This is a genomic window from Methylorubrum salsuginis (genome assembly GCF_900114375.1).
In the GTDB taxonomy this organism is placed as follows: Bacteria; Pseudomonadota; Alphaproteobacteria; order Rhizobiales; family Beijerinckiaceae; genus Methylobacterium; species Methylobacterium salsuginis.
This window is the reverse complement of sequence record NZ_FOSV01000003.1, coordinates 66,601-77,657: the sequence shown is the minus strand read 5'-3', so window position 1 is coordinate 77,657 and position 11,057 is coordinate 66,601. Positions and strand designations below refer to the sequence as shown.

10 protein-coding genes are annotated in these 11,057 nt (G+C 69.0%); 5 read left to right on the top strand and 5 right to left on the bottom strand.

Features of this window, described 5'->3' with window-relative positions:
• The first annotated feature begins 51 nt into the window (after positions 1-51).
• The gene (locus BM140_RS05560; protein ID WP_091942888.1) at positions 52-252 is read left to right on the top strand and encodes a hypothetical protein; all 201 of its coding nucleotides are present in this window, start codon (positions 52-54) and stop codon (positions 250-252) included.
• A 4-nt stretch (positions 253-256) separates the two neighbouring features.
• Here the strand turns inward: BM140_RS05560 and BM140_RS05555 are convergent, their stop codons facing one another.
• Genes BM140_RS05555 through BM140_RS05545 form a run of 3 tightly spaced genes read right to left on the bottom strand, consistent with a single transcriptional unit; the run spans position 257 to position 2,855 of the window.
• Positions 257-949: a TadE/TadG family type IV pilus assembly protein gene (locus BM140_RS05555; RefSeq protein ID WP_091942886.1), complete on the bottom strand. Its 693-nt coding sequence runs from the start codon at positions 947-949 to the stop codon at positions 257-259.
• On the bottom strand, positions 949-1,551 hold the full coding sequence (locus BM140_RS05550; protein ID WP_091942884.1) for a TadE/TadG family type IV pilus assembly protein: 603 nt from the start codon (positions 1,549-1,551) through the stop codon (positions 949-951). Before BM140_RS05550 ends, BM140_RS05555 begins: the two co-directional genes overlap by 1 nt.
• Positions 1,548-2,855, bottom strand: a complete 1,308-nt coding sequence (locus tag BM140_RS05545) for a pilus assembly protein (RefSeq protein WP_091942882.1) — start codon at positions 2,853-2,855, stop codon at positions 1,548-1,550. Before BM140_RS05545 ends, BM140_RS05550 begins: the two co-directional genes overlap by 4 nt.
• Before the next feature lie 281 nt (positions 2,856-3,136).
• Here BM140_RS05545 and BM140_RS05540 point away from each other — a divergent pair, with 281 nt between their 5' ends.
• The gene (locus BM140_RS05540) at positions 3,137-4,546 is read left to right on the top strand and encodes a malonyl-CoA decarboxylase (RefSeq protein ID WP_091942880.1); all 1,410 of its coding nucleotides are present in this window, start codon (positions 3,137-3,139) and stop codon (positions 4,544-4,546) included.
• A 142-nt stretch (positions 4,547-4,688) separates the two neighbouring features.
• Here the strand turns inward: BM140_RS05540 and BM140_RS05535 are convergent, their stop codons facing one another.
• Positions 4,689-6,650, bottom strand: a complete 1,962-nt coding sequence (locus BM140_RS05535) for a putative bifunctional diguanylate cyclase/phosphodiesterase (RefSeq protein WP_244535322.1) — start codon at positions 6,648-6,650, stop codon at positions 4,689-4,691.
• A gap of 430 nt (positions 6,651-7,080) precedes the next feature.
• Positions 7,081-7,869 (bottom strand): N-formylglutamate amidohydrolase, encoded by a 789-nt coding sequence (locus BM140_RS05530; protein WP_091942876.1) that lies wholly within the window; start codon positions 7,867-7,869, stop codon positions 7,081-7,083.
• Positions 7,870-8,093: 224 nt separating this feature from the next.
• Between BM140_RS05530 and BM140_RS05525 the strand changes: the two genes are divergently transcribed.
• From BM140_RS05525 to BM140_RS05515, 3 genes are all read left to right on the top strand, one after another.
• Positions 8,094-9,407: a glycerate kinase type-2 family protein gene (locus tag BM140_RS05525; RefSeq protein WP_091942874.1), complete on the top strand. Its 1,314-nt coding sequence runs from the start codon at positions 8,094-8,096 to the stop codon at positions 9,405-9,407.
• Between the two features lie 115 nt (positions 9,408-9,522).
• On the top strand, positions 9,523-9,936 hold the full coding sequence (locus BM140_RS05520) for a DUF1036 domain-containing protein (protein WP_091942872.1): 414 nt from the start codon (positions 9,523-9,525) through the stop codon (positions 9,934-9,936).
• Positions 9,937-9,988: 52 nt separating this feature from the next.
• Positions 9,989-11,050 carry an MBL fold metallo-hydrolase gene (locus BM140_RS05515; protein WP_091942870.1) on the top strand — a complete coding sequence of 354 codons (1,062 nt, stop codon included), beginning with the start codon at positions 9,989-9,991 and terminating at the stop codon, positions 11,048-11,050.
• The last annotated feature ends 7 nt before the right edge of the window (positions 11,051-11,057 follow it).

Genomic DNA, 11,057 nt, shown 5'->3' with positions numbered 1-11,057 from the left:
CGCCTCGTCCGCGAGGGCGCGCGCTACGTTCACGCCACCAGGGAGCCGTGCATGTCGAGCTACCGCATCCAGTTCGCGAAGGAGATTTTTGGGGTTCCGTTCACCGTCGGCCATGTCGACATCAGCCGCGCGCGCGACGCCGGGCGGGCCCTGCGCGCCGCCGAAATCCGCTTCGCCCGCACCCATGGCGTGACGGATTGGCGCGAGCGCGCCGACACGGCGGCGTTGGCCGAGCCGCACTTGGACGATTGACGGATCAGGTCAGCTTGGGGTCGCAGGGTGAGCCGTTCGGCATGACCACTTCGGCATCCAGGCCCGTGCCCTGGCTGCCGCCACCCCGCACCGGCCATGCGACGCTCTCGGACCATCGGAAATTGAAGGCCTCCGCCTTCTCCATCAGGCGGCTGATGATCGTCGCGAAGAGCGGCTTGTAGTCCATCTGCACCTCGGCCAGCACGAAGCGCGCACCGGACCGCTGGAAGTTCGTCGGCACGTCGACCGTCGTCGTCTTGCCCTTGGTGCGCAGTCCCCCGGTCGTCGGCCATGTCGAGCAGACGAAGGTCGCGTTGCCGGCATTCACGCCGATGGCCGAGATCTGGATCGTGGCGAGCGTGGCGTCGAACGGGGCGAGGACGGGCGCGGCGGCGCGCAGGTTGTCGGTCATCGTCGCGAGCGTGATCTGCTGAGTGCTGTTCTGCGAGGTGAGATCCGCCAGGGTGCGGGCCAGCGCGCTGACCTTGTTGCGGTGGTCGGCGGCGTTGACGTACTCGGCAACCCCGTAGACCAACAGCAGGAGCACCGGCACGAGCAGCGCGAATTCGAGCGTGGCGATGCCCGATTCGCTGTCCGCGAATCGACGCTTCGTCCCACCTGACGCCCCGATGCCATCCCGGACATCGGCCGCCCTCTTTCGGATCCATGCTGCGAGCCGCTGAGACGGACGGCGCATCAGCAGGCTCCCGTGGGGCTCTTGTCGAACGGCTCGACCCGGAAGACGGAGGCCGCCTGGATCAGCACGGCGCCGTCACCGAAGCTCTTCATGCCGATCTTGAGGAAGAGCGGCGCGATCAGCGGCAGCTTCACGGCGGCGCGCACGACCGCCACGCTCTGCGAACCGGGGCACTGATAGGTCAGGCCGAAATTGTTCGACCACGTGCCGGTGCCCGCATCGACGGCGGACGTCTTCCACGTGCTGGTGTTGAAGCTCGTCGAGGAGACCTGCACGTCGATCTTGAGGTTTTCGCACTTGAAGAACACCACCGGCGCGCCGGTGGCGCCGCACATCATCGCCCGCATTTTCTCCAGCGTCTTGGCCTGGGTTTGCGCCGGCCCGTTGGCGCTCTGGAACGAGCCCGTCAGCAGCGCGCGGGTCGCGACCTGCAGCGAGGCGTCGAGGTTTTGGCGCGCGAGGTGGACGACCGCATACTGGATCAGGATCAGCATCACGGCGATCAGCAGCGAGCCGAAGAAGGCGAACTCGATGGCGTAGGCGCCGCCCTCGTCGCGCAGGAAGCTTCGGCGGGCGCCCCACTGAGCGTCCGGCGGGCTCATTGCGAGAGCCTCACGGTCTTGTAGGTGTTGTAGATCGCCTTGAACGCATCGCCGATCGACGCCGTGGTCGCGGTGTTGATGAACATCGACGGCGAGCTCGCACAGGCCTTGAGCTGGGGCACGATGTCGTCGAAGCGCGTGCCCGGTCCCCCGATCTGGCTCGGCTTACCCAGCGTGTCGTTGAAGCCCCAATCCCACGGCATGTTGATGTAGGGGGCGTAGAGCACGCCGACCGTCACGTTCGAATCGAGCTTTCGGCAGTCGGCGGGATCGAAGGGGCGCACCAGCGGACGCATCCACTCGTAGCCGCTGTGGCTCCACAGGCGGTTCGGGTCCTGCACGCCGTCGGTCGCGATGATGACCAGCTTGCGCGGCTTGAGCGTGCCGTCGCCGGGCTTGCCGACGATGTCGGCGAAGCTCGGCATGATGTCCGAGAAGTGGGTGCCGCCCTCGGTCTCGCTCGACGCGCTCGGGGTCTTCGGCAGCGAAGTCTTGGCGGTGTCCAAGGTCGATGTCAGCGCGACGATCTGGCTGAGGTCGTTGCTGAACGAATGCACCGAGATCCGCAACCGCTTGCTCGAGGCGGATTGCTTGATGAGGTCGTTGACGAAGTCGGTGATGCCCTTGTTGATTTCGTTGATGCGCAGGTTGACGCCGTTCTTCTGCGCCCAGTCGAACGTGTCGGCGTAGGTGACGGTTCTCTGGTTGCGCCCCGTCCCGGTCGTTTCCGTGAATGACTTGCCGTCATGGCAGGCGAAGGCGCAGTTGAACTTGTTCCGGAGCTTGGTGACGTCGGCGTCGGTCGCGCCGATCGCCATCGAGCCCGACACGTCGATCAAGAGGTGGATGTCCACCAGCGGGGACAGATTGACGCTGGACGTGGCGTTGCTGCTGATCGGCAGCGTCTTGTAGCCCAGCACGCCCAGCATCGTCGTCGGCATCGAGGCGGAGTAGCTCGCGCTGATCGTGGCGACCCGGTCGGCGATCTTCACCTCAACCCGCCCGGCGGCGTCCTTGGGCAAGTTCTTCATTGCGTTGAAGTAGTCGGCGCCCGCTTTCTCGGCGGTGGTGCGGACGTCGGTGTCCGACTTGCCAGCGGCGTCGGCGTCCTGCGCCGCCCTGGCGGCGACGAGCGCTGCGGCGTCGAGCGCCGTATTGAGGCGGGTGCGCTCCGCCACCGCGTGACCGAAATCGACCGCGCCGCCGACGATGCCCATGAGCGGGACCATCATCACCGCCACGATCACCGGGAGCGATCCCCGATCGTCTTGGCGAAGGCGCTTGATTCTGTGGAGGCGAGTCATGGCGGCCGCAAAGACTTTGAGAAAACTGTTCGCTGTTGTTTATTCGCCGCCGATTGAAAAAAGTTTAAGCGGATCTTCGGGAATCCGGCCTATCCCTAAGGACAGGTTGCCGGCGGACGGTCGGTTGTCCGAATTTCGTCCGGGCCGATGCGTGCGGCATGCACCGGATTCGCCCCATGGTCGCGGCCCGACGCTGGCGGAGCGGACGGCGTGGCCCTACCTTGGGGTGAGGCTTGGCCGCCCGTCCGGGGCGCCCGAGCCGGCTTGCGGGGCTGACGGTCATGGCGGCGATCTCGTTCCTCGGCGACCTCATCCAGACCATCAGCGACCGCGGTCGCGACCTCATCAGTTTCGGCCGCGGCGACCTCGCCCGCATGGCCGGCGCTGCCGACCTCGCCAAGCTGTGCGAGGACCTGATCTCCCGGCGCGGCGAGGCTTCGGGGGTGGCGCTGGCGCGGCTCATCCTCGAGCGCTACGCCGCCCTGCCGCAGGACGAGCGCCTGGCCTTCCTCGATCTCATCGCCAGGGAGTTCGGCGCCGACCATGCGGCGGTGGAGGAAGCGATCACGGCCTACCGCGCCGCGCCGAGCCGCACGCGGCTGGGCGTGCTGCACGAGGCCGCCGAGGCCCGCTCCCAGGAGCTGATCCGCCGGCTCAATCTCGCCCGCGGCGGCACGCTGGCGCTGGTGCGGATGCGCGAGGACCTGTTCGTGCTGCGCAAGCGCCTGAAGGATCAGGGCGCTTCGGCCGAGATGCGCGACGCCGCCGACAGCCTCGACAACGACTTCGAGCACCTGTTCGCCTCGTGGTTCAACCGCGGCTTCCTCGTTCTGCGCCACATCGACTGGTCGACGCCCGCCGACATCCTGGAAAAGATCATCCGCTACGAGGCGGTCCACGAGATCGCCGACTGGGACGAGTTGCGCCGCCGGATCGAGCCGCCGGACCGGCGCTGCTTCGCCTTCTTCCACCCCGCGCTCCTCGACGAGCCGTTGATCTTCGTCGAGGTGGCGCTGACAACCGCCATCGCGCCTGCGATCCAGCCGATTCTCGCCCACGAGCGCGAGACGATACCGGCGCGGGCGGCCACGACCGCGATCTTCTACTCGATCTCGAACTGCCAGAAGGGCTTGGCCGGCGTCACCTTCGGCAATTTCCTGATCAAGCAGGTGGTGGAGGATCTCGCCCGCGAGATCCCCTCGCTCAAGACCTTCGTGACGCTCTCCCCCGTTCCGGGTTTTCGGAGTTGGCTCGACCGCGAGCGCCGGGCCGACGCGCCGCAGGGGCTCACACGGGAGGATGTGGATACGTTGCGTGCCCTCGACGGCGACGACTGGCGCGCCGACAAGGCAACCTGCGAGGCGGTGCGGCGCGCCATGCTGCCGGCGGCGGCCGCCTATTTCCTGCGCGCCAAGAACGAGCGCGGGCGCCCGCTCGACCCGGTCGCGCGGTTCCATCTCGGCAACGGCGCGCGGCTGGAGCGGATGAACTTCCTCGGCGACACCTCGAAGAACGGGATGCGCCAATCCTACGGGCTGATGGTCAACTACCTCTACGACCTCTCGGCCATCGAGAAGAACCACGAGACCTACGCCAATCTCGGCACCGTCGCGGCCTCCTCCACGGTCAGCCGCGAGTTGCGCTCCAACCTGCCGCCGCCCCGCGCCGTGGTGCTGGCGGAGGCGGGATAGAGCCTCGGCCCGAAAGGTGGGGACCGGCTTTCGGAAGAGCCGATGCGGCACAGGAGGCGAGAGCCTCGGCCCGAAAGGTCGAGGCCGGCTTTCGAAAGAGCCGATGCGGCACAGGGGGCGAAAGCCTCGGCCAGGCGATGCCTCAGGCGGCGGCGCGGACGAGGGGGGCGGCGAGCGGCCCGCGCATGAGCGCCGCATCCGTCTCCGCGATCCTCACCTCCGGAGCCGGGCGGCCGAACAGGTAGCCCTGCATCTGGTCGCACTCCAGGGCGCGCAGGATCGCGAGTTGTCCCGCCGTCTCGACGCCCTCGGCCGTCACGTGCATCCCGAGATTGTGGGCGAGGTTCACGATGGCGCGAACGATGGTGAGCGTGTCCGAGTTCTCGCCCAGCCGCCGTACGAAGGTCCGGTCGATCTTGAGCTTGTCGAACTTGAACAGCTGCAGATAGCTCAGCGACGAGTATCCGGTCCCGAAATCGTCCAGCGCCAGCCGGAGCCCCATCGCCCGCAGACGATTCAGCACCACGACGGCGGCGTCCGCATCCTGGATGAACACGCTCTCGGTGATCTCCACCACCATGCGGGCCGGGTCGAGTTCGTGCCGCTCCAGGGCGGCGGCGACCGCGGCGGGCACGTCCGACAGGCGCAGCTGGCTCGGCGAGACGTTGATCGAAACCCGCCACGGCCGCGGCCAGCGGGCCGCATCCGCGCAGGCGGTCTCGATCACCCATTGGCCGAGGCCGACGATCAGGTCGCTCTGTTCCGCCAGCGGAATGAACTCGGCCGGCCCGATGAGGCCGCGCACCGGATGCTGCCAGCGGATCAGGGCTTCGAACGTCTCGATCTCGCCGGTCCTGCCATTGACGATCGGCTGATAGTGCAACCGGAACTCGCCGCGTGCCACCGCGAGGGCGAGCTCGCTCTCCAGCTGGCGGCGCGCCTGCAACTGGGCCTCCATCGCCGGCTCGAAGAACCGCACGGTGCCGCGTCCCTCGCCCTTGACGCTGTAGAGGGCGGTGTCGGCGGCGTGCAGCAGCGCCTCGGCCGTGCGCCCGTCGGCGGGATAGCGCGCGGCCCCGGCCGAGGCGCCGATCTCGATCCGCCGAGCCTCGATCTCGAAGGGGCGGCTCAGCGCCGCGACCAGCCGGCCGGCGATCTCCGCGATCCGATCCGCCGTCGGCACATGGGTCAGCACGGCGACGAACTCGTCGCCTCCGACCCGCGCCAGGGTGTCGGTCGGGCGCAGGACCGCGCGCATGCGCCCGGCGACCTGAATCAGCAGGGCGTCGCCCACGGCATGGCCGTGGAGGTCGTTGACCGGTTTGAAGCGGTCGAGATCGAGGTAGATCGCCGCGACGCCGCCGTCCCCCTGCGTGGCCGCGTCCATCGCCTGGGTGAGGCGCTGCCCCAGCAGGTAGCGGTTGGGCAGCCCGGTCAGGGCGTCGTGAAGGGCGTAATGGCGGATTCGGGCCTCTTCGCGCTTGCGCTGCATCAGCAGCAGCGTCGCCAGCCCGGCAATCAGGATCGACAGGCTGACGAAGCCGACCGCCGAGGCGAGCGCGCTCGATCCGAGGACGTGGTCGGCGCCCTCGGGCAGGTTCAACGGGGCGAGCGTCAGGCCCGACATCCCGATGAAGTGCAGCCCGCAGACGGCGAGGGCGAGCCACACGGTGACTTCGGCCCGGCGCGTCGGTCCGATCAGATCGCGTGCGCGAACCAGGGCCAGGGTGGCGAAGGCCGCACAGAGGAAAACCGAGGCCGCGACCACGATGGGATCGAGCCGGACGACGGCCGAGGCGCGCATGGCCGCGACCCCGAGATAATGCATGCTCGTGATGGCGCAGCCGAGTACGAGCCCGGCGCAGCCGAGCGCGACGGGGCAGCGCGACCGCTTGTGCCAGAGCACCAGGGCCGCCAGCGAGCCCACGATGGCGATGGCGATCGAGATGGCCGTGAGGCTCAGGTCGTAGGCGATGGCGGCGCTGGGCAGGAACGCCAGCATGGCCACGAAGTGCAGCGCCCAGACGCTCGAGCCGAACACCGCAGCGGCCGAAAGCAGCGCGGGCGGATAAGGGCGCTTCGCATCGGCCTGGACTTGAGACATCAGGCTCACGGTGACGAAGCATCCGAGGCCACAGATCGCTGCGGACAGGCTGACCAAGTGCAGATCATGCTGACGCGTGACGCAGTCGAAAACTGTCAGCATGCCCGGTCTGGCCCGATTTTTACGGCAGATCTACGATCGTGTATTCTGAAATCACGTCTACATGACCGGTAGTATGAAAAACTTTCCAAATAACTAATTTATTAAATTTGATGGGATCCGGCGAATTGTCGGCGGACTTGCTGATTGGCGCCGAAACTGTATCCGGCCTGACGGGTCTGGTTGACCGCTACTCTAGGTTTATTTTGCCGTCTATTCCTTCGAGGGGCCGAAATCTCCTCCATCGAGCCCCATGCCTGTGGCGACGGAACGGATCCCGGCCGCCGGCCGGCCGGAGAGGCGGGAGCCGCATCTCCGCACCGCCCAACCTTCACTCCACGATCCGGTCGGAGGCCCCGCGCAGCATCGGTCGCAGGAGGCGCGCGAATCTTTGCGCCCATTCCTCCTGCCCCTCCGGCCCGCCGATCAGATCCTGCCGGATCTCGATCAAGGCGTTGGGCAAGCCGCGTGCAGTGGCGTGGCGGTCGATGGTGTCGCCGGGCAGGCCCCCGCCATAGGGCTCGTTGTCGCCCACGCACAGGCCGGCGGGGTCGGCCTTCAGCGCCGCGATGATCGGGCGGGCCATGCGGTCGTCGCGGTCGTAGAGCACGCCGACCTGCCAGGGCCGCGCGACCGTGCGCCAGAACGGGGTGAAGCTGTGCATGGTCAGGATCATCGGCGGCGCGCCCGCCGCCTCGGCGCGGGCGACCGCTGCATCCACCGCCCGGTCGAACGGCGCGTAGAAGCGGCGGATGCGCTCGGCGACGCCGGCGGCGTCGATGCGGGCGTTGCCCGGCACGATGGCGCCGTCGGAGAGCCGCATGACGAGCGTCGGGTCGCGCCGGCCCCGGTTCGGATCGATGATGAGCCGGGAGAAATGCGTCAGCACCGCGGGCACGCCCAGCAGCCCGGCGAGGCGCCGCGTCACCGCCGCCGCGCCGATGTCGTAGGCGATGTGGCGCGCAAATTCCCGCTCCGGCACGCCGAGCCGGTCGAGGTCGGCCGGCACGTGGTTCGAGGCGTGCTCGCACAGGATCAGCAGGCCGCGGGCGGGATCGCCGTCGAGGATCTCGGCGGGCTCTTCCGGGTGAAGCGTCGGCGCGGGGTCGGGGCTGAGCATGGCTTCTATCTGGTCCGCCGCGCCGTCTTCGACAGAGCGGCCTTCGACGGAGAGGGGGTGGTGATGCGGGATCGGTGCCGGGATTGTGAGGCGGCGTCGGAAGCAGCAACAAAAAGAATGCTGTGCCCTGCGAAAGTTTTGTGAAACGGCGAAGGCTTGCCGCGCCGCCGGGGCTCGGGCAAGCACGGAGCAAACCAGACCAAGACGCTGCCGCGAGGACGCCCATGACCGCCCCAGCCCCGACCGATCCGGCCATCCGGGAACGGCGCGCCCTGCTGTCCGCCATCCTCGACGAGGCCATCGCCGCCGCCCATCCGCGCAAGTGCCTCGTCGGCCACCTTCCGGCGCCGACGCCGGGCCGGCTGATCATCCTCGGCGCGGGCAAGGCCGGCGGCTCCATGGCCGCGGTGGCGAGCGCGTTCTACCGCCAGGAGCACGGCGTGCCGGAGGATCGCATCGTCGGTCTCGCGGTCGCCCGCCACGGCTACGGCGAGGACGCGCCGGGCATCCGCATGGTCGAGGCCGGGCACCCGGTGCCGGACGCCGCGGGCATCGAGGCGACCAAGGAGGCGCTGGCGCTGGCGTCGAGCGCCGGCCCGGACGACGAGGTGCTGGTGCTGCTCTCCGGCGGCGGCTCGGCCAACTGGATCGCGCCGGCGGGCGACCTGACGCTGGCGGAAAAGCAGGCGATCACGAAGGCCCTGTTGCGCTCCGGCGCGCCGATCAACGAGATCAACGCCGTCCGAAAACATCTCTCGCGCATCAAGGGCGGCCGCCTCGCCGTCGCGGCGAAGAATGCCAAGAAAATCCTGACGCTGGCGATCTCCGACGTGCCGCACGACGACCCCTCCGTCATCGCCTCCGGCCCGACCGTGCCCGATCCCTCGACGCTCGCCGACGCCCGCGCGATCTGCGAGCGCCGCGGCATCACGCTTCCCGATTCCGCGGTGGCGCTGCTGAACGACCCGGCCAACGAGACCCCGAAGGCGGGCGATCCGGCCTTCGCGCGGGCCGAGTACCGCATCATCGCCCGCCCGATCGACGCCCTGGAGGCGGCGGCTTCAGCCGCCGAGCGCGCGGGCTACGAGCCGGTGATGCTGGGCTCCGACCTCGAAGGCGAGGCCCGCGAGGTCGCCGCCGAGCATGCGCGCCTCGCCCTCGACGCCAAGGCGGAGGGACGCCGCGTCGCCCTGATCTCGGGCGGCGAACTCACCGTGACGATTCGCGGCGAGGGTGACGGCGGCCCGAACCAGGAATACGCCCTGGCGCTGGCCATCGCGCTCGACGGCGCCGAGGGCATCGCGGGGATTGCCGCCGACACCGACGGCACCGATGGCGGTCGCGGTGCCGCCACCGATCCGGCCGGCGGCCTCGTCGATCCCTCGACCCTGGAGCGCGCCCGTGCCGCCGGGCTCGATCCGCAGGCGATGCTGACGGACAACGATTCGACGCGATTCTTCGCCACCATTGGCGATCTCGTCCAACCCGGTCCGACCCGCACGAATGTCAACGATTGCCGCGTCATCCTCGTCGGTTGAATCCGGGTTCCCAAAGGGATCATTCCTTTGGCGGGGCGCCGGGGCAGCGCCCCGGCTTCCCTTCACCAGGGCTCTGCCCTGGACCCGCGAAAGGACTCGTCCTTTCGAAACCTCGATGGGGGTCGCAGCGTGCCTGCTGGCGCTGATGACAACGCCGGCGCTGGCCGACCTGCGGCTGTGCAATCAGACCGGCAGCAAGGTCGGGGTGACGCTCGGTTACCGCGACGCGCAGGGCTGGGTCACCGAGGGGTGGTGGGACCTGAAGCCCCGATCCTGCGAGACCCTGCAGAAGGGCGCGCTGGCGGCCCAGTTCTATTACCTCTACGCCGTGGACTACACCCGCGGCGGCGAGTGGGGCGGCCGGGCGATGATGTGCACCCGCGACACCGCCTTCACCATCCGCGGCGTCGAGGACTGCCTCGCCCGCGGCTTCGACCGCAACGGCTTCATCGAAGTCGATACCGGCCAGCAGAAGAACTGGACGATCCAGCTTTCCGATCCGGGCCAGCCGGTCACCGGCGGGCCGTGATGAGGCCGCGCGCCGCGCTTGATCGCGCCAGCAGGAAAGCCATCTCGGCCGTATGAAGAAGCGTGGCCTGCTCACGGTCGCCAGTGCGGCCACGGTGATGACCCTCGGCGGCGTCGGCTATGCCGCGCGGCGGCGCGGCAGCAACCCCTATTATCAGGGGCCCAAGAGCGACCATTTCGACGGGCTGCGCTTCCACGCCCCGAACCAGCCGCCGGACAAGAACTTTTCGGATCTCGCCCGCTGGCGCATGAGGGGGAAGCCCGAGGCGTGGCCCGCCTCCTTCCCGAGCCCGTTCCCGCCGGACAAGCCGCCCCACCGCGTGGACGGCTTGCGCGTCGTGCTCATTGGCCACGCGAGCTACCTGTTCCAGGTCGCCGGCCGCAACATCCTGGTCGACCCGGTGTTTTCGCGACGCGCGAGCCCGGTGCGCTTCGCCGGCCCCAAGCGGGTCAACCCGCCGGGCATCGTCTATGCCGACCTGCCGCCGATCGATGCGGTGCTGGTCACCCACAACCATTACGACCATCTCGACGGGCCGGCGATGGCCCGCCTGTGGCAGGACCACCAGCCGCTGATCGTGGCCCCGCTCGGCAACGACGCGATCCTGCGCAGCTACGACGACACCATGCATGTCGAGACCCGCGACTGGGGTGGCTCGGTCGATCTCGGCGCCGGCATCACCGTCCACCTCACCCCCGCGAACCACTGGTCGGCCCGGGGCGTCAACGACCGGCGGATGGCGCTCTGGTGCGCCTACCTCCTCACCACGCCGCAGGGCGTGCATTACCATGTCGGCGATACCGGCTTCGGCGACGGCACGATCTTCCGCGACATCCGCACGACCTTCGGCCCGCCCCGGCTCGCGACCCTGCCGATCGGCGCCTACGAGCCGCGCTGGTTCATGCAGCCGCAGCACATGAACCCCGCCGACGCCGTCGCGGCGCTCGGTCTGCTGGGGGCGACCCAAGCGCTCGGCCACCATTGGGGCACCTTCCGGCTGACCGACGAGGGCATCGAGCGACCGGTGGAGGCGCTGGCCGAGGCGCTCACGGAAGCGGGCCTGCCGCCGGAGCGGTTCCTGGCGCTGCGTCCGGGGCAGGTCTGGACGGCCTGAAGGCTTG

Excerpts from the sequence above, each read along its gene's own strand:
- BM140_RS05535 (WP_244535322.1), bottom strand. The coding sequence starts at position 6,650 with ATGTCTCAAGTCCAGGCCGATGCGAAGCGCCCTTATCCGCCCGCGCTG.
- BM140_RS05525 (WP_091942874.1), top strand. The coding sequence starts at position 8,094 with ATGACCGCCCCAGCCCCGACCGATCCGGCCATCCGGGAACGGCGCGCC.
- BM140_RS05520 (WP_091942872.1), top strand. The coding sequence starts at position 9,523 with ATGGGGGTCGCAGCGTGCCTGCTGGCGCTGATGACAACGCCGGCGCTG.
- BM140_RS05530 (WP_091942876.1), bottom strand. The coding sequence starts at position 7,869 with ATGCTCAGCCCCGACCCCGCGCCGACGCTTCACCCGGAAGAGCCCGCC.
- BM140_RS05555 (WP_091942886.1), bottom strand. The coding sequence starts at position 949 with ATGCGCCGTCCGTCTCAGCGGCTCGCAGCATGGATCCGAAAGAGGGCG.
- BM140_RS05545 (WP_091942882.1), bottom strand. The coding sequence starts at position 2,855 with ATGACTCGCCTCCACAGAATCAAGCGCCTTCGCCAAGACGATCGGGGA.
- BM140_RS05540 (WP_091942880.1), top strand. The coding sequence starts at position 3,137 with ATGGCGGCGATCTCGTTCCTCGGCGACCTCATCCAGACCATCAGCGAC.
- BM140_RS05560 (WP_091942888.1), top strand. The coding sequence starts at position 52 with ATGTCGAGCTACCGCATCCAGTTCGCGAAGGAGATTTTTGGGGTTCCG.
- BM140_RS05550 (WP_091942884.1), bottom strand. The coding sequence starts at position 1,551 with ATGAGCCCGCCGGACGCTCAGTGGGGCGCCCGCCGAAGCTTCCTGCGC.
- BM140_RS05515 (WP_091942870.1), top strand. The coding sequence starts at position 9,989 with ATGAAGAAGCGTGGCCTGCTCACGGTCGCCAGTGCGGCCACGGTGATG.